Here is a 17,899-nt window from a genome sequence, read left to right on the forward strand (position 1 = left end):
AATCTAAGAAGCTTAGCTAAACTCGTACCTCAAACATATCTAAACTCCTAAGATTTTCTAAAATATCTCACTAAGACTTATTAAAAAAGTTTTTAAACGTGATTTCAATTTTGTCATCATATTGGCGGATATAGGTTCAATTTCATTTAGAATCTTATGTTTAATTTCTATCTTAAAAATAAAATTCATGCGCAGATATATTTTTACAATAATGAAGCTCTTTTAAATATTTTGTATATAAGTCTTAGAAAAAATTCGTAAAAACTTAGAACTTTTGAATTGTCTGAGGTACGAGTTTTCAAAAGTCCTTAGCTTTTTTAGAATTTTTTACTTAGACTTATCAAAATATTTAACGAGCTGAAGGTTGTAAAAATATCTCGGAGAATAATTTTATTTTTAACTAGAAAGTTTGTAAAGATTAAAAGTTTGAAAGGAGATTTTTGTATGAAAGTTCCAGTAAAATGGTTAAAGGATTATGTTAAAATAGATATTCCAGGAAAAGAATTAGGAGATAGATTGACTTTAAGTGGTTCAAAACTTGAAGAGGCAATTGTAACTGGAGATGAAATCCAAAATGTAGTTACAGGTAAAATAATGAAGATAGAAAGTCATCCTCAGGCAGATAAACTTGTTGTATGTCAGGTAGATATAGGAAAAGAAGAACCTATTCAAATTATAACAGCTGCTACTAATATGAAAGAACAAGATATAGTTCCTGTAGCACTTCATGACTCTACACTTCATGGTGGAGTAAAGATAAAAAAAGGGAAATTAAGAGGTCTTATGTCAAATGGAATGTTTTGTTCTGAAGAAGAGCTTGGCATAGCAGGAGATAAACCTGTATATGGACTTATGATTTTAAAAGAAGATACGCCAATTGGCAAGGACATAAAGGAAGTACTTGATATGACAAGTACTATACTGGATTTTGAGATAACTTCAAATAGACCTGATTGTCTTAGCATTATAGGAATGGCAAGGGAAACTGCTGCAACTTTAAATGAAAGCTACAAAATTCCGGAATTAGATTATAAGCCTTCCTGCAGCGAAAATATTCAAGATACATTAAAAGTAGAAATAAAAGATAAGCTTTGTAAAAGGTATATGGCAAGGGGCATAAAAGATGTAAAAATAGAGCCATCACCTTCATGGATGCAGGAGAGACTTTTAGAAGCAGGTGTAAGGCCAATAAACAATATAGTTGATATAACTAATTTTGTAATGCTTGAAATAGGAGAACCTATGCATGCTTATGATGTAAGGGAGATAAAATCTGGGACTATAGTTGTAGAGAGAGCTAAAGGTGGAGAAAAGTTTACTACTCTTGATGAAGAGGAAAGGCAACTAGATCAGAATATGCTTACCATTAAGGATGGAGATAGGGCTATCGGACTTGCAGGAATAATGGGAGGTCTTAATTCTGAGATAAGAGAGGATACTTCTTCTATAGTATTTGAGTGTGCTAACTTTGATGGTACTAATATAAGAGTTTCTTCACAAAAACTTGCACTTAGAACAGAAGCTTCAGGTAGATTTGAAAAAGATCTTGATCCTAATTTAGCCGAAATTGCTATGAACAGAGCTTGCAATTTAGTTGAGATGCTAAAAGCAGGAAAAGTTATGGAAGGTACTATTGATGTATATGATGAAAAAGTTGAATCTCACAGCGTAGACGTTGATTCCAACTGGGTAAATAAATTTTTGGGTACTGAAATACCTAAGGAAAATATGGTAGATTATTTAAATAGACTGGAATTAAAAACTCAGCTTAAAGGAGACATTTTACATATAGATGTTCCTACTTTTAGGGGAGATATAAATATAAGAGAAGATGTGGCAGAAGAGGTGGCTAGAATATATGGATACAGTAATGTACCTACTACTGTAATAGAAAGTGTAAGTACAAGAGGAGGAAAGAATCCAAAGCAAAAGCTGGATGATAAATTGGTAGAAACACTTATTTCAAGTGGATTAAATCAATCCATAAGTTACTCTTTTGTAAGTAGAAAAGTATTTGATAAAATACTTTTACCTGAAGATAGCAAACTTAGAAATGCTGTAGCTATAAAAAATCCTTTGGGAGAAGACTATAGCATAATGAGAACAACTACATTACCGTCTATGATGGAATGCTTAGGTAGAAACTATTCAAGAAAAAATGAAATCGTAAGGTTATTTGAAATTGGAAGAGTGTATCTTCCATTAGAAAATGGTGATACTTTACCTGAAGAAGACAATATTGTAACCATTGGAATGTATGGTGAATGTGATTACTTCAATTTAAAAGGTATAGTGGAGAACATATTAGATACCTTAGGAATAGAGAAGATTTCTTTTAAGAGAGAAAGCGATAATCCAACTTTCCATCCTGGAAGAACAGCTGCCCTTTATGTAAATAGAAAGTTAGCAGGAGTGATTGGAGAAATCCACCCAACTGTATGCGAAAATTATGGTATAGACGAAAGATGTTATATTGCTGAATTAAACTTAGATGTTTTGTATGAACATGCTGATTCAGATAAGAAATATACACCACTGCCTAAATTCCCTGCAGTTTCTAGAGACCTTGCAGTTTTAGTGGATGACAATATAATGGTACAGGAAGTGGAGGACATTATAAGAAAACAGGGAGGAAACATCCTAGAGAAAGTTAAATTGTTTGATGTTTATAGAGGAAAACAGATAGAAAGTGGAAAGAAGAGCATAGCTTATTCAATATCTTATAGAGCTGAGAATAAAACTCTTACAGATAAAGAAGTTAATAAAGTTCATAGCAAAATAATAAGATCACTAGAGCATAATTTAGGAGCACAACTTAGACAGTAAGGATTCATTGATCAATAAAGCTGGATGAATTTAATGTTCATCCAGCCTATTTTATAATACTTTAGCTCTTTAAGGTAAAATAAAATATTTCATATGTGAAGAATTTGTGATAGAATATTGTTATAAAGAATTGGAAACAGCATGATCTAAGAGGGTGTTTAAATGAGTATGGTGACGGTTTTTATAAATGGAGTTGAATATAATTTAAAAGGTGACGAGCAAGAAGAATATCTACATAAGGTAGCAAGTTATGTGGATAAAAAAGTTAAGAGCATTATAAAAAATAATAGCAAATTAAGCACTTCCTCAGCAGCTGTTTTATCGGCACTTAATGTAGCAGATGATATGTTAAAAGCTCAGGAAAAAGAAGACCAGTTGTCGGGAAGAGTGGATGAGCTAGAAAGAGTAGGAAAAGTATACGAGGATCAGATTAAATCTCTGAGAAAGCAGCTTAGGTATACGGAGGAACTCAATGCTGAATTTAAAATAAAATTAAAGAATAGCAGTAGTAGTGAGGCTTTAAAAGAAAAAGATGAAAAAATAAGCAAATTAGAAGAAGAAATAAAAATTATAAAAGAAACAGCTCAAAAGTATATGAATGAGAATACCAAAATAGTGGCACAGAATAAGGAGCTGAAGTTTCAAGTACAATCGGGTAAGTATAAAATAATAGATCTTCAACATAAGCTAGAAGAAAACCAGATAAGTCTGGCAAAAGAGAGAAAAAAGAAAAATGCTCTTTTAAATAATGGAGTAAAATGAAATCCGAACTGACGATGGTCTTGGTTCGGATTTTATTAGTGAGTGAATAAATTTAAATATTTAAACAGGAGAAGATGGAATAATGAAAAAAGTAGAATTATTAGCTCCAGCAGGAAATTTAGAAAGTTTATATGCGGCAGTTCAAGCAGGGGCAGATGCTGTTTATCTTGGAGGAAATAAGTTTTCTGCAAGGGCTTATGCTTCTAACTTTGATGATAGAACTATGAAAGAGGCAGTTGAATATTGCCATCTATATAATGTAAAGGTATATGTTACTATAAATACTATAATGAAAGAAAAGGAATTAAAAGAAGCTTGTAAATATGCTGAATTTTTGTATAATGTAGGAGTAGATGCCCTTATAATACAGGATATAGGATTGGCATCTCTTTTAAGAGAAAAGCTTCCGGAATTTGAGCTTCATGCATCTACTCAAATGACAGTACATAATGGAGAGGCTGCCTTGTCTTTAAGCAAACTAGGTTTTAAAAGAATAGTACTTTCTAGAGAACTTTCATTAAAAGAAATAGAGTATATATCTAAAACTCTTAAAATAGAAACGGAAATATTTATACACGGAGCTCTTTGCGTTTGCTATTCTGGACAGTGTCTCATGAGTAGTATGATTGGAGGGAGAAGTGGAAATAGGGGCAGATGTGCCCAGCCCTGCAGACTTCCTTATGAAATTGTAAATAAGAAAGATAAATGTAAACATAAGGGGTATGTTTTAAGTCCAAAAGATATGTGTACTATTGAAGATATTAAGGAAATAATAGAAAGTGGAGCAAGTTCTTTGAAAATAGAAGGAAGAATGAAAAGACCGGAATATGTGGCAGGAGTTGTATCAGAATATAGAAATGCCATTGATAATTTCTATCAAGACGGTAAAAAATTAAAGGATTTATCTTATATAGAAGGTAGTAAAAAAAGACTTTTGCAATTATTTAATAGACAGGGATTTTCAAAGGCTTACTTGTATAAAAATACTGGAAAAGATATGATGGCGTATTCTTTCCCTAAGAATACAGGTATAGAAATAGGTGAAGTAAATAGTGATAAAAGCATTCTACTTACTGAAGATATATCAGAAGGAGATGGAGTGAGAATTGGAACTAGTGGTTTTACTATTTCTAAACTGGTGAAGTCCGGAAAAGAAACTGCAAGGGCTTATAAGGGAGAAAGGGTCAAAATCTCTCCAGCAAATTATAAAGTAGGAGATAGGATATATAAAACCTCTGACTTAATTCAGCTTAAAAAGTTAGAAAAGATATATGAAGATCATTATGGCAAGAAAATTAACTTGTGTTTAAAAATACGATTTGAAGTTGGAAAGCCAGTTACTTTGTACTGCAATTATGATAAAAATGATTTTAGGGTAGAAGGACAAATAGTAGAAGAGGCTCTAAAGCAGCCTTTGAGCAAAGAGAGAATATATAAAAGTTTAAATAAAACTGGAAATAATATATTTAAGTTTGATAGCATAGAATTTGAAATATTTCAACCTGGATTTTTACCTATATCTGATTTAAATGAAATTAGAAGAAGGCTTTTAGATGAAATCAAACAATACATACTAAATAAAAATAAAAAAAGTAGTATTTCAAGCAAAAAAGTATATGAAGTACCTGTGCTAAAAAACAATTTTGACAAAGTATATTTACCACCTAAAATGGTATTTGTAAATACTAATGAGCAATTGAAGGCAGTGATGGAATCAAGTTTTGAACACATATGCATAAATCCGTTTAAACAAATTAAAATAAATAATTTAAATAATCTTAAATCTAAAAAAATATATATTAAAGTTCCCAATATAGTTAAAAATGAATTTAATTATATAGAGAAATTTATAGATAAAAACTTAGATAAAATTGAAGGTATAGTTACTGCAAATTTAGGTATAATAAGTAAGTTTAGAAATAAGCTAAATATAGTAGGTGACTATAAGTTAAATATAACAAACAGCTGTGCACTGGAGTTTTATAGCAAAATTATGAATGGATCTTGTTTAAGTGTAGAATTAAGTAGACATGAAATAAATGAGCTAATTAGAAATAGTAATTTTAAAGCTCAAATGTTTGTATATGGGAAAGTGGAGCTTATGGTAAGTGAGTACTGTGCTATAGGAAGCACTTTTGGAGGCAAAACTACTTCTAAAAATTGTAAAGGCACTTGTAAAGAAGGAGAGTTCTTTCTTATAGACAGAAAGAAAAAAGAGTTTCCATTAGACACGGATGAATTCTGCAGAAGCTACATATATAATTCTGTTGCAACTAACCTTATATCGAATATAGAAGAACTTAGAAATATGGGAATTGATAGTTTTAGAGTAGATTTTATTGATGAAGATTATAGCAAGACTAAAAAAATATTAGAATGCTTTGAAAAAGAAGAATTTCATGGTGATTTTAGTGAGTTTACCAGAGGACATTATAAAAATAGTATAGAGTAAGGCTACGGGTAACACAAAATTAAAGTCATTTGATCTGAAGGGATTGGTAAATTTAAATGAACGAAAAATCATTAAAGGTTTTAGAATTTTATAAAGTTAAGGAAAGATTAAAGGATTATGCAAATACTGGAGCAGCTAAAGATTTAATAGAAAAATTAAGCCCTTATGACAACCTGTATGAAGTGAGAGAACATTTGCAGGAAACAAGAGAAGCTTTAAAACTTCTTGTAACTAAAGGCAATCCTCCTTTTGAAGGGGTTTATGATGTAAGGCAGGGTATAAAAATGGCAGGAAAAGGTTCTACATTAATGGCAGGACAAATTCTTAAAATAGGAGCAATACTTAGGGCTGCGAGGAGAATTCAGAAGTATATAACTGTGGCAGAAGATGAAGAACATTTTAAAATTATAGAAGATATATGTGCAGGTATTGTTCCTTTAAAAAATTTAGAAGATGAAATTTTTATAGCTATAGAAAGCGAAGATGAAATATCTGATAAGGCAAGTTCTCTTCTCTATAATATTAGAAAAAGTTTAAAAGATAAAAATGCTTCAGTAAGGGATAGGGTAAATTCACTTATAAGAAGTTACTCTGATTATCTGCAGGATAACTTATATACCATGAGGGGAGACAGGTACGTGCTTCCTGTAAAAGCGGAAAATAAGTCATCCGTGCCAGGACTTGTCCATGATCAAAGTTCAAGTGGGGCAACTCTTTATATAGAACCTATGGGACTTGTAAATTTGAACAATGAAATAAAGGAACTAAAATTAAAGGAAAAAGCAGAGATAGATAGGATATTAGCTGAGCTATCTCAGCAAATATATGATAATATAACAGTGGTTGAAAGAGATGCAGATATAATATGGGAACTTGATTTTATATTTGCCAAAGCTAAATTTGGAAGTGAGTTAAATGGAAATATTCCAAATGTAAGTGAAAATGGAGTAGTTAATATTATAGAAGGAAGGCATCCACTTATAAATAAAAAAACAGTAGTACCTATGGATGTATATATAGGTAGAAATTTTAGCTGTTTAGTTATAACAGGACCTAATACAGGAGGAAAAACTGTAACTCTTAAAACCATAGGACTTTTGCACATCATGGCACTAAGTGGACTTATGATACCTGCTAGGGAGAATTCTACCGTAGGGTTTTTTACAGAGGTATTTGCAGATATTGGAGATGAGCAGAGCATAGAGCAGAATTTATCTACATTTTCGTCACATATGACTAATATAGTAAATATTATTGAAAATTTTGATGAAAAATCTCTTGTATTGTTTGATGAATTAGGTGCAGGTACTGACCCTACAGAAGGTGCAGCTCTTGCAGTATCAATACTTGAAAATTTAAGAAAAAGAGGATGCACTATAGTAGCTACGACTCATTACAGTGAATTAAAAGTATATGCTTTAAAAAATGAGGGAGTGGAAAATGCATCTGTAGAATTTGACGTAGAAACTCTGAGACCTACTTATAGGCTTATGATAGGAGTACCAGGAAAGTCTAATGCCTTTGAAATATCCAAAAGACTTGGATTACCAGAGTTTATAATAGAAGATGCTAGAGAAAATATAGCTAGCGATGCCTTACAATTTGAAGATTTAATTCAAAGCCTTCAGGAAAAAAAATCAAAAGCTGAAACTTTTGCTAGAGAAGCAGAAATACTAAAAAGTGAGGCAGCTAAAATCAAAGAAAAATATGAAGAAAAAGCAAGTAAACTTCAAAATATAAGAGATAAGGCTATTATTGGAGCACAGAGAGAGGCAAAGGAAATAATAAGAAATTCTAAAGAAGAAGCAGATAAAATTCTAAAGGATATGAGAGAACTGGAAAGAATGGGATACACTTCTTCTGTAAGGCATAAATTAGAGGAAAATAGAAAAAAACTCAAGGATAGATTAGAGAAAACTGAAGAAAAGTTGTATGATAATAAAAATGATGCTGGAGAAGAGCTTAAATCTGTAAAAGAAGGGCAGGAAGTATTCATACCTTCATTAAATCAAAAAGCAGTGGTACTATCTAAACCTGACAGCAAAGGAGAAGTACAGGTTCAAGCAGGAATCATGAAAATAAGCGTGAAGTTGAAAGAATTGAGAGCTTCTAATGGTAATTCAAAAAGTGAAAAGAAAAAGTTAAAAAGAGAAGCTAAATTAAATTTGAGAAATGTTTCAAGTTCGGTGGATTTAAGGGGAATGGACTCTATAGAGGCAACCTATACTGCAGACAAATATTTAGATGATGCATACATGGGAGGACTTAAAGAAGTTACCATAATACATGGTAAGGGTACAGGAGTGCTTAGAAATTCTATAACTGATATGTTGAAGAAACATTCTCATGTAAAGAATCACAGGCTTGGAGAATATGGTGAAGGTGGCACAGGAGTTACAATAGTTGAATTGAAATAAGGAGTGTGGCTGGAGTGATATTAGTAAGTGCATGCTTGTGCGGTATTAATACTAAATATAATGGAGGAAATAATCTTTGTGAGAAAGTACTAAGTCTCGTGAAAGAAGGAAAGGCGCTGCCCTTATGTCCGGAACAGTTAGGTGGACTTAAGACTCCTAGAAATCCCTGCGAAATATGCGGCGGTACAGGTAAAGATGTTATAGATGGAAAAGCTGCTGTAATGAGTTCTACTGGAGAAAATTGTACAAGTGAATTTTTAAAAGGAGCCTATGAAACTCTAAAAGTAGCTAAGGCATGTAATATAAAAGAAGCTGTGTTAAAGTCTAAAAGTCCATCCTGTGGTTTTGATAAAATATATGATGGAAGCTTTAGTGGAAATATTATAGAAGGTGCTGGAGTAACAGCAGAACTTTTAAGTAAAAACCATATAAAGATATATGGAGAAGATGATTTTAATAAGGCATTTGAAAGAAAATAGGCTGTTATATGAATTAACTAGTTCTCTGAAAATGCCTAAACTCAATATTTAAATAAAATATTATTTGAAAGGGGTGAAGAACTGTTAAATATTAAGAAATTTAATATTTAGCGGCATTATTATGAACTATAAAGATGTATTAAAAAATGCAAGGGAAAATTTAAATGGAAGCTGCAGGGTATGTCCTGCCTGTAATGGAAACGCCTGTGCAGGAGAAGTACCAGGCATGGGAGGAAAGGGAACAGGAGATTCTTTTAAAGAAAACTTTAATTCACTAAGCAAATGCAAATTAAATATGAGAGTTATACATGATGCTAAAGATCCTGACACCTCAATAGAGTTATTTGGAAAAAAGATGGACATACCTGTTTTTGCAGCACCTGTATCAGGAACTACTTTGAATATGGGTGGAAAGTTTACTGAGGAAGAGTATATTTCCTCGGTTATAGGAGGATGTCTGGATGCAGGAATATATCCTATGGTAGGAGATACAGCAGTAGATTCTTTTCTTATAACTAATCTTGAAAAGCTTAAAGAATTTAATGGAGAAGGCATAGCTGTAATAAAACCTTGGGAAAATAGAAATGTTATAAGTAAAATAAAACTTGCTGAAAAAGCAGGAGCTTTTGCAGTAGGAATGGATATAGATGCTGCCGGATTAATAACTTTAGCACTTCATGGAAAACCTGTGGGACCTAAGACTTTAGAAGAAATAAAAGAAGTTGTAGAAAGTACAAAACTTCCTTTTATATTAAAGGGAATAATGACTCCAGACGAAGCAGAACTTGCAGTTAAAGCTGGGGTAAGTGCCATAGTTGTTTCAAACCATGGTGGAAGAGTTTTAGATCAAACTCCTGGAGTGGCAGAGGTACTTCCAGAGATAGCGAAGTTAGTTAAAGGTAAGGTTACAATACTTGCAGATGGCGGCGTGAGAACCGGTGTGGATGTACTTAAAATGTTAGCTTTAGGCGCAGATGCCGTACTTATAGGAAGACCTTTTGTAACTGCATCCTTTGGAGGTGCGAGAGAAGGGGTAAAGGTTTATGTAGAAAATTTAAAGAGTGAATTAAAATCAGCTATGGTTTTAACAGGATGTAAGTCTGTTAAAAATGTAGATGGTAGAATACTTTATAAATAGAATCTTACTTAGTGGGAAAATCAATAACTTCTGATTATAAAATCAGGGGTTATTTTTTTGTATCTAGAATTAAGAAATGGTACTACTTATAAGGTTCCCCTCGAAATTTTTATTGACAATAGCAAAACAAATAGTTTAGAAAAATGTAAAAACCAAAAAGGGCATTTCTGTCCTTAATGTTATTGTACAGTATAGAAATATTATAAGTTTTTATACTGATGTGCAGTTATTATTTAAAAGTATTTTTATAAGCTTTAAAACTATTAATTACTTCAGGGTTATCTCTAATAAATTCTAAAAAATCTTGAAAACATTTTGTTGTTTGCTTACTTACTGTATGCTCAATTTTTTCAGTTTCTTCCAAAACATTAGACTCTGAAACATCAAGTATCCTTAAAAAGTTTTCAATAATATTGTGACGATTTAATAATTCAGCTCCAAGAGCCTTTCCTTTCTTCTCAAGTATTAAAATTCCGTACTTTTCATATTTTAAAAGTTGCAATTCTGCTAATTTTTGTACCATTTTTGTAGCTGAAGGAGGCTGAACATTAAGTGCATGTGAAAGTTCATGAATTCTTGTAAATCCTGTATTTAAAGATAACCTATATATCATCTCAAGATAATCTTCCATGGAAGCAGTAAGATGTTTATCTTCCTTTTTCATATATTCATTAAAAGTGTAAAAATTATTTTTAGCCATATTTTCACCTACTTTCAGCTGTAGTCTTTTAATAAAGTATATGTTTGAGCAAATAAAAAATTGCTTTATTGGAACATTTTTTTTGTTATTACATAGTTTATATTAGAAAAAAATTTAGTCTTAGCTAACAAGGTTAACTAGTAATAACTATTTTATTTGTGATTAACATATCTAATAAGAAGGGTGGCATTTTAATGCAGAGTGAAAAAAGTTCAATTGATGTTAGTTTAAATCAACCAGGAGATATCTCTATAAAAAAAGATATAAATAGGAAAAATGTAATAGAACAAGGTAAAATAAAAGAATTAATAAAATTTTTAGGACCTGCTTTTGTTGTAAGTGTAGCATATATTGATCCTGGTAATTTTGCAACTAATATTAGCGGAGGATCAAAATTTAACTATACCTTAATTTGGGTAATTTTATGGAGTAATATAATGGCTATATTCTTACAAACTATGTCCGCTAAATTGGGGATAGCTACAGGACACAATCTTCCTGAAATGTGTGCCAAGGTATTCCCTAAAGCTGTAAACTGGGTGTTTTGGATTATTGCTGAGCTAGGAGCTATGGCAACAGATTTAGCAGAATTTCTTGGAGGAACATTAGGGCTATACTTATTGTTTCATATACCTATGATATATTCGGGACTTCTTACAGGAGTAATAACATTTATAATTTGCTATATGGAAAAGTATGGACAAAAAATGATAGAAATTATAATATCAACACTTGTTGCTGTAATCTCTATTGCATATATAATAGAGATATTTCTTGCTAAACCAGATTGGAGTCAAGTAGGCATCCATACAATAATTCCTATGCTGCCTAATGGTCAAGCTGTGTTAATTGCCGTAGGTATGCTTGGTGCAACAGTTATGCCTCATGTAATATACTTACACTCACAATTAGTTCAAGATAGAAGTATTGATTTGTCAGATAAAGGAAAATTAAACCATTTAAGAATGGAAAAAATAGATATTGCTATAGCTATGAATATAGCTTTTATTGTTAATGCTGCAATGGTTGTAGTATCGGCTGCAGTCTTTTATAAAAACGGAATGATAGTAGATACAATGGAACAGGCTCATAAATCATTACAACCTTTAATAGGTTCTTTATCAAGTGGTGTATTTGGAATAGCATTGCTTGTATCAGGATTATCATCTTCAGCTGTGGGAACTCTCGCAGGTCAAACTATAATGAAAGGCTTTGTTAATTTAAGTATACCTATAAATTTAAGAAGACTTATAACAATGATACCAGCCCTAATTATTATTTCACTTGGAATTAATCCAATGTATGCTCTTGTTTTAAGTCAGGTAGCACTTAGTTTTATTTTGCCATTTCCAATAATCCAAATGTTAACTATAGCTAAACGTAAAGATTTGATGGGAATCTTAGTTAATAAAGGTTCTATACGACTGTTAGGTTTTCTAATAGCTACAATAATAATACTACTAAATATAGTACTTTTATACTTAACGTTTACTGGGCAGGCATAATATTTTCTCTTATTTTTGAGTATTATTTTGCAAGTGAATCTGTTAATTAGAAAGTAAGGGTTTGTTTATCGTACTTTAAAATTCAGGGTACGTTAAATAGAATATGGAAATGTTATCACAAACTACTTTACAATATGCAGTAGTTTGTGATAACATAAAAATGTACTACATTATATGAAGTAATCCTTATTATAAAGAAGAGGTGTGGAATGAAATTTGAAAAGGAAGTTTTAAAAGGGTATATAGACACAATGATACTGTCAGTTCTGTATGAAAAGGATATGTACGGTTATGAAATATCAAAGAGAATTAGAGAAAAGTCTAATGATGAATTTCAAATGAAAGAAACTACACTATATGTATGTTTAAAAAGATTAGAAAAGAAAAATTACATTGAAGGCTACTGGAATGATGAAAAAAATACTGGCGGGGGAAGGAGGCGTTACTATAAAATTTTAGAAGAAGGAAAAGAGATTTTTAAACAAAAGACAAAAGAATGGAAGGCATTACAAAAGATAATGAACCGTTTCGTTTTAGATACTGATGAGTAAAGAGTTGATTCAAATTAAGCTTGGGAGGGGAAGGTCATGGACAGAATTAATAACTACATTAAGCAAATTTATAAAAGTTTTAATGATAAAGATAAAGATGTTAAGATATTAAAAGAAGAAATGAAAACTCACTTGAATGAAAGAACAAAAGAGCTCCAGAGTAAGGGATTAAATGAAGATGATAGTATTGATATTGCTATAAAAGAATTTGGACCAGTAAAGGAAGTAGATGCTGAATTATCATTAATTATTTCAGAACAGAAAAAGTTTTGGAAGTGTTTGTTTTTATGTGCTATAATTATTTACTTAATAGGCGCTGCACTAGGGTTAACATATAATAAAAATTCGAATATCCTTTATAAAAATGGTTTTGGTACCCATTACTATAAACAGTCTTCCTACATAGTTGTAGCTGAAATAACGGATATTTTAAAAAACGAAGATAACTTTAGTAAAGACACTGAAAAAAAAATAACTGAAAAACTTGATAAATATAATTCTCAAAACAATAATGGCATTTATTATTGTTCTGTATGGAAAGATCATAAAGAATTATTTTCATATTATAGAGGAAATAAAATTCCAATGTCAGAAAAGAATTCTGATTTTAAAGTACCTTATATTTATGCTAAGGATAAAAAAACTTTAAAATATAGTGTTACCTTCAAGTATACAAATAGTCAAAATAAGCTAGACGATAAAGCAATGGCTGAGTATGACGATTTGTATTATAAGAGCATTTGGAGTAAATTTAGAAATTATAGCTATATATTATACCTTGCATCATGGATAGTATTTGCTATAGCATTTTTAGGCATAATTTATTCAGAAAAAAAATTACCTATATTTTTTATAGTATTAGTTTTTCTAGAAACTGGTGGGTTATTTTATCTACTCTTTGATAAACAAGGTTTGGTTGAATTTATGTCAAGATTTACTATAGCAGCAATACTTATTACTGGATTAATATCTGCAATCTTATATAAAAAGATAAATTCAAGGAAAGTATTTTAAATTTGTTGATTTATGGCATACTAAGTTAAGCGTGGGCGACTTTTAAATGATTATTTTAAACAATATCATATTTGTACTTAGCTTATAGTTATCGAAAAGAACAAGGCGCATTACTTGTTAGTGCGCCTTGTTTCAATACATTGATTACTTTAATTTTATGGTGAACCTAGAAGCATCATATAATTTATAAAAGTCTTCTAGATTTTTTTTAAAGTTAGAATATCCATATAGGTTTTCAAAATGCCAAGCTCTAGATTTATTAAAAAATTTTTTGAATGTGATTTTCAATTTTGTTCTCATATTTTCCGAATATAAGTCAACTTTTAGTTATATAAATATATTTGAAATATGAAACATTAATAAATTCAAAATAATAAATAATTATGAAGTAAAAATTATCTATATAATTAGGAGAAATAATAAAATGAAAAGTACTAATATTTATGTTATTCATGGTTATACATCTTCCAATCAAGCAGAGTGGTTTCCATGGCTAAAAGAACAGTTTAAAAATAATCCTGTTAAAATTCATATTCCTAACATGCCTGATTCGGATAATCCTCATCTTGAATCCTGGCTTAAACATCTTCGTAAAAATGTTTTGGATATTGATGAAAATACGATATTTATTGGTCATAGTCTGGGATGTGTTACGGCACTTCGCTATATTCTTGAAAAAAACATAAAAATTAAAGGTGCAATACTTGTTTCAGGTTTCATAAATGAAAATCCCATGGAGAAACAAACAGAAGGTCTACAAGAATTTGTAGATGGACCACTTGACATTGAAAGAATAAAAAGTCTAGTTCAATCAAGAATTGTTATTACTGCAAAAGATGATGATATTGTTCCAACCAAAGCAACACAAAAATTAGCCCAAGAGTTAGATGCAAATCTTATGATCCTTTCATCAGGAAAGCATTTTATTGCTCGTGATGGGTATATTGATTTTCCTGTTTTATTGAATGAAATCCAGAATTTAATTAATGCTTAATATTCTCATTGTAAATTTTAGGGTCGGTGTGATTATATTCATAATGTTTTTATTTTATAAGTGATCATTTAAATGAAAGTATCTAATAAAAATTGACTTGCATTAGATTTAAGTGATATAATATGAGCTAAATATTCAAAACTGCGATGAGAAGAAGTAGAAATCATAAGTTTTCAACAGAAAGCTACCGGTTGATGAGAGGGGTAGAAAACAGATTTTGAAATACATCTCTGAGTGGTACACTGAAAAGATTTATATCTTAGTAGGTTGTTGCCGGGTGCGACCGTTACATCGCTAGGGTATAAGCCTTTTGTGCCGTACCCGATGAGGTTTATACAGTGATGTATAAATAAATTTTGAGGTGGTAACACGTGAGTAAAACTCCCGTCCTTTGCGTAATGCAGCGGACGGGAGTTTTTAATTTTTTGTTTATAAGAAAGGATGACAGAAATGAAAGATGTTGAAGAACAGTTTAAAATTATTATGAAAGGTGTAAGTCAGGTTGTGAGCGAAAAAAATTTAAAGCGAAAGCTGGAGAAAAGTGTGTCCTCAGGAATTCCTCTTAGAATTAAGCTCGGACTAGATCCTTCTGCACCAGATATACATCTTGGTCATGCAGTTGTACTTAGAAAAATCAAACAAATGCAAGATTTAGGACATCAAGCAGTAATCATAATTGGTGATTTCACTGGAAAAATTGGTGATCCTTCAGGAAAAAGCAAAACCCGCAGACAATTGACAACGGAGCAGGTGATTGAAAATGCTAGGACTTATGAAAAACAGGTATTTAAAATACTTGATAGAGATAAAACAGAAGTTAGGTTTAATAGCGAATGGTTATCTAAGCTTAATTTTGAAGATGTGCTAAAGCTTGCTGGAAAAGTTACTGTTTCAAGAATACTAGAAAGAGATGATTTTGAGAAAAGATATAAAAGCAATAAACCTATAGGATTACATGAATTTTTTTATCCATTGATGCAGGCGTATGACTCTGTGGCGGTAAAGGCAGATATTGAAATGGGTGGTACAGATCAAACCTTCAATGTTTTAATGGGGCGTACACTACAAGGAGATTATAGCCAGGAAAGTCAAATAGCTTTATTTATGCCTTTACTTGAAGGTACGGATGGTGTTGAAAAAATGAGTAAAAGTTTAGGAAATTATATTGGAATATGTGAGGATGCCATTTCAATTTACCAAAAGATAATGACTATCCCAGATAATCTCATTATTAAATACTTTGAACTTGCCACAGATATTCATCCAGATGAAGTTGAAGCAATTAAGTTAAAGCTTAATAATACAGAAACAAACCCCCGGGATATTAAAATGCAGCTTGCAAAAGAAATAACAACCTTATATTGCGGAGTAAGTGAAGCAGAATCTGCTGAAGAGCATTTTAAGACTGTATTTCAAAAAAATCTCATTCCAAATGATATTGACGAATTTATTTTGTCTCAAGATTGCTTTGCATCAAATGACGAGGTGAATTTAGTAAAAATTATTACAGGAAGTGGAATTGCAGCTAGTAATAGTGAGGCTAAGCGCCTTATAGATCAAAATGCTGTAAGAATAAATGGTAAGAAGTATAATAATTTCCTAATGCAAAATTCAGGTAATAGTTTTGTTATTCAGGTTGGAAAGTCTAAGTTTGTTAAGGTAAGGAATGTTTAGTAATATCTATACATGAGGTCTAAGCAAAAAATCAACTTATACTAATGTTAGTTAGTACAGAATAGTACTTTATAACGAAGAAAAGTTATTTGTATGTAAAGAAGTAATTAAATATGAAAATATATATCGTTGGTTCAGTATCAAGTGGCAAGTTAACACTTGCAGAAAAATTGTCCCTAATATTAAAAATCCTTTACCAACCAATTGATGAAATTGTACATATCTCTGATAAATTAAACCCTTGGGGTAATCGCAAAAGACCCGTTGAGGAAAGGGATAATCTGTTTTATTCAATAATATAGCAACCAAGTTGGAGTATCGAAGATACAGGGAGATCTTGTTTTGAAGAGGGGTTAAAGATGGCAGATACAATTATCTTACTTGAAATTTCGCCGAAATTAGGGAATTACAGGATTATTAAACGCTGGGTAAAGCAACGACTTGGTATTGAAGAATGTATTTATAATCCACGATACCAAATGCTTAAATGTATGTTGCAATGGTCAAAAAATTATAATGAAGGAAAAGACAATTTAAAAGATAGAATTTCCCCATACAAAGAAAAAGTTATTACTTTAAAAAACAATAAGGATATTCATATATTTCTTGAGGAATGTCTTAATACAAAAAAATTAGCATAATGTTGGTACGCAACATGAAGTTTATATGCATTAATCTATAAAGTCAAATATATGAATATTCTTTGAAAATTAAACAATATGGTGTATAATGTAATTAATGTTGTTAAAAGGAGATAATTGGTTATGTTAAGAACCAGAACTAAAATTATACTTACAATTCCAGTGTGTATTTTATCACTTATTTTAATATTACTTTTAGCTATGTTTTTTAGTAATTCTAATGGAAGAGGAAGTTTTACATCTACTAAATCCATTGAATATAATACTAAGAATAGAATGATAATGTATTACTTTAGTTTTATTGGTTACAAATATACTCCTATAAGTCTTAAAAAGGGTGATAAATTGGTCTTAGATGTATCAGTAACTACCAAAGAAGGTAACTTAAAAGTAAGTTTAGAAAATGAAAATAATAAGGAATTATTTAGCACTGAAAATCCTAAAAAACATATTACTAAAACAGTTAATATAAATGAGAATGGTAATTACAAAATACAAGTTGAAGGAAAACATCAAGGTGGCTATAATGTTAAATGGAATATAGAAAGTTAATTAACAGTTTTCTTATTTAATATAACAATTAAAAAGTGAATAATTTACTGAAGCACCGTATTATTTTAAATGAACTGCACCCTGTCAAGTAGACAGTGGAAATAATAAAAGTTATTTAAACGGATAAAGCCCTAAATTCCATTGGGGTTAGGCCGTTTAATCTTTTTTGTAGTCTCTTAGTATTATAGAAATTG

Annotated in this window: 16 protein-coding genes and 1 other annotated feature; of the genes, 14 read left to right on the plus strand and 2 right to left on the minus strand. The window is 30.8% G+C overall.

Annotated elements, in window-relative coordinates:
- Positions 1-444 precede the first annotated feature (444 nt).
- The 6 genes from pheT to CLCOS_RS17590 all read left to right on the plus strand — a co-directional run bounded on the left by pheT (position 445) and on the right by CLCOS_RS17590 (position 10,074).
- Complete coding sequence (gene pheT, locus CLCOS_RS17565) at positions 445-2,826, plus strand: phenylalanine--tRNA ligase subunit beta (protein ID WP_063601479.1); 2,382 nt, start codon at positions 445-447, stop codon at positions 2,824-2,826.
- 162 nt (positions 2,827-2,988) lie between these two features.
- The gene (gene zapA, locus CLCOS_RS17570) at positions 2,989-3,588 is read left to right on the plus strand and encodes a cell division protein ZapA (protein WP_063601478.1); all 600 of its coding nucleotides are present in this window, start codon (positions 2,989-2,991) and stop codon (positions 3,586-3,588) included.
- Between the two features lie 82 nt (positions 3,589-3,670).
- Complete coding sequence (locus CLCOS_RS17575) at positions 3,671-6,040, plus strand: DUF3656 domain-containing U32 family peptidase (protein ID WP_063601477.1); 2,370 nt, start codon at positions 3,671-3,673, stop codon at positions 6,038-6,040.
- A 56-nt stretch (positions 6,041-6,096) separates the two neighbouring features.
- Positions 6,097-8,457 carry an endonuclease MutS2 gene (locus tag CLCOS_RS17580; RefSeq protein WP_063601476.1) on the plus strand — a complete coding sequence of 787 codons (2,361 nt, stop codon included), beginning with the start codon at positions 6,097-6,099 and terminating at the stop codon, positions 8,455-8,457.
- A gap of 14 nt (positions 8,458-8,471) precedes the next feature.
- A complete protein-coding gene (locus CLCOS_RS17585) occupies positions 8,472-8,936 on the plus strand; it encodes a DUF523 domain-containing protein (protein WP_063601475.1) in 465 nt (154 codons plus the stop codon).
- Between the two features lie 121 nt (positions 8,937-9,057).
- Positions 9,058-10,074 carry an alpha-hydroxy-acid oxidizing protein gene (locus CLCOS_RS17590; protein ID WP_063601474.1) on the plus strand — a complete coding sequence of 339 codons (1,017 nt, stop codon included), beginning with the start codon at positions 9,058-9,060 and terminating at the stop codon, positions 10,072-10,074.
- A 229-nt stretch (positions 10,075-10,303) separates the two neighbouring features.
- Here CLCOS_RS17590 and mntR read toward each other — a convergent pair whose 3' ends face one another.
- Positions 10,304-10,774: a transcriptional regulator MntR gene (gene mntR, locus CLCOS_RS17595; RefSeq protein WP_013240063.1), complete on the minus strand. Its 471-nt coding sequence runs from the start codon at positions 10,772-10,774 to the stop codon at positions 10,304-10,306.
- A 194-nt stretch (positions 10,775-10,968) separates the two neighbouring features.
- Here mntR and CLCOS_RS17600 point away from each other — a divergent pair, with 194 nt between their 5' ends.
- The 8 genes from CLCOS_RS17600 (at position 10,969) to CLCOS_RS17635 (ending at position 17,705) form a co-directional block, all read left to right on the plus strand.
- On the plus strand, positions 10,969-12,279 hold the full coding sequence (locus CLCOS_RS17600; protein ID WP_063601473.1) for an Nramp family divalent metal transporter: 1,311 nt from the start codon (positions 10,969-10,971) through the stop codon (positions 12,277-12,279).
- A 209-nt stretch (positions 12,280-12,488) separates the two neighbouring features.
- Positions 12,489-12,830, plus strand: coding sequence for a PadR family transcriptional regulator (locus CLCOS_RS17605; RefSeq protein ID WP_063601472.1), 342 nt, complete (start codon positions 12,489-12,491; stop codon positions 12,828-12,830).
- A 36-nt stretch (positions 12,831-12,866) separates the two neighbouring features.
- Positions 12,867-13,844, plus strand: a complete 978-nt coding sequence (locus CLCOS_RS17610; protein ID WP_063601471.1) for a permease prefix domain 1-containing protein — start codon at positions 12,867-12,869, stop codon at positions 13,842-13,844.
- Between the two features lie 424 nt (positions 13,845-14,268).
- Positions 14,269-14,838: an RBBP9/YdeN family alpha/beta hydrolase gene (locus CLCOS_RS17615; RefSeq protein WP_063601470.1), complete on the plus strand. Its 570-nt coding sequence runs from the start codon at positions 14,269-14,271 to the stop codon at positions 14,836-14,838.
- A gap of 134 nt (positions 14,839-14,972) precedes the next feature.
- Positions 14,973-15,233: a binding site (T-box leader), on the plus strand.
- A gap of 55 nt (positions 15,234-15,288) precedes the next feature.
- The gene (gene tyrS, locus CLCOS_RS17620; protein WP_063601469.1) at positions 15,289-16,512 is read left to right on the plus strand and encodes a tyrosine--tRNA ligase; all 1,224 of its coding nucleotides are present in this window, start codon (positions 15,289-15,291) and stop codon (positions 16,510-16,512) included.
- A 113-nt stretch (positions 16,513-16,625) separates the two neighbouring features.
- Positions 16,626-16,814 carry a hypothetical protein gene (locus tag CLCOS_RS17625; RefSeq protein WP_063601468.1) on the plus strand — a complete coding sequence of 63 codons (189 nt, stop codon included), beginning with the start codon at positions 16,626-16,628 and terminating at the stop codon, positions 16,812-16,814.
- A 57-nt stretch (positions 16,815-16,871) separates the two neighbouring features.
- Positions 16,872-17,153, plus strand: coding sequence for a hypothetical protein (locus CLCOS_RS17630; protein WP_013240056.1), 282 nt, complete (start codon positions 16,872-16,874; stop codon positions 17,151-17,153).
- A 123-nt stretch (positions 17,154-17,276) separates the two neighbouring features.
- Positions 17,277-17,705 (plus strand): hypothetical protein, encoded by a 429-nt coding sequence (locus tag CLCOS_RS17635; protein ID WP_013240055.1) that lies wholly within the window; start codon positions 17,277-17,279, stop codon positions 17,703-17,705.
- A 115-nt stretch (positions 17,706-17,820) separates the two neighbouring features.
- On the opposite strand, the gene CLCOS_RS23220 is transcribed toward CLCOS_RS17635, so the two are convergent.
- The coding region (locus CLCOS_RS23220) for an IS3 family transposase (protein ID WP_430392620.1) at positions 17,821-17,899 on the minus strand (79 nt) is incomplete at its 5' end.

It is taken from the genome of Clostridium coskatii (assembly GCF_001675205.1).
GTDB lineage: Bacteria > Bacillota > Clostridia > Clostridiales > Clostridiaceae > Clostridium_B > Clostridium_B ljungdahlii.

Coding starts and splice junctions, on each gene's coding strand:
- CLCOS_RS17615 (WP_063601470.1), top strand. CDS start 14,269: ATGAAAAGTACTAATATTTATGTTATTCATGGTTATACATCTTCCAAT.
- CLCOS_RS17625 (WP_063601468.1), top strand. CDS start 16,626: ATGAAAATATATATCGTTGGTTCAGTATCAAGTGGCAAGTTAACACTT.
- CLCOS_RS17610 (WP_063601471.1), top strand. CDS start 12,867: ATGGACAGAATTAATAACTACATTAAGCAAATTTATAAAAGTTTTAAT.
- CLCOS_RS17635 (WP_013240055.1), top strand. CDS start 17,277: ATGTTAAGAACCAGAACTAAAATTATACTTACAATTCCAGTGTGTATT.
- CLCOS_RS17605 (WP_063601472.1), top strand. CDS start 12,489: ATGAAATTTGAAAAGGAAGTTTTAAAAGGGTATATAGACACAATGATA.
- tyrS (WP_063601469.1), top strand. CDS start 15,289: ATGAAAGATGTTGAAGAACAGTTTAAAATTATTATGAAAGGTGTAAGT.
- CLCOS_RS17590 (WP_063601474.1), top strand. CDS start 9,058: ATGAACTATAAAGATGTATTAAAAAATGCAAGGGAAAATTTAAATGGA.
- CLCOS_RS17580 (WP_063601476.1), top strand. CDS start 6,097: ATGAACGAAAAATCATTAAAGGTTTTAGAATTTTATAAAGTTAAGGAA.
- CLCOS_RS17575 (WP_063601477.1), top strand. CDS start 3,671: ATGAAAAAAGTAGAATTATTAGCTCCAGCAGGAAATTTAGAAAGTTTA.
- mntR (WP_013240063.1), bottom strand. CDS start 10,774: ATGGCTAAAAATAATTTTTACACTTTTAATGAATATATGAAAAAGGAA.
- CLCOS_RS17630 (WP_013240056.1), top strand. CDS start 16,872: ATGGCAGATACAATTATCTTACTTGAAATTTCGCCGAAATTAGGGAAT.
- zapA (WP_063601478.1), top strand. CDS start 2,989: ATGAGTATGGTGACGGTTTTTATAAATGGAGTTGAATATAATTTAAAA.
- pheT (WP_063601479.1), top strand. CDS start 445: ATGAAAGTTCCAGTAAAATGGTTAAAGGATTATGTTAAAATAGATATT.
- CLCOS_RS17600 (WP_063601473.1), top strand. CDS start 10,969: ATGCAGAGTGAAAAAAGTTCAATTGATGTTAGTTTAAATCAACCAGGA.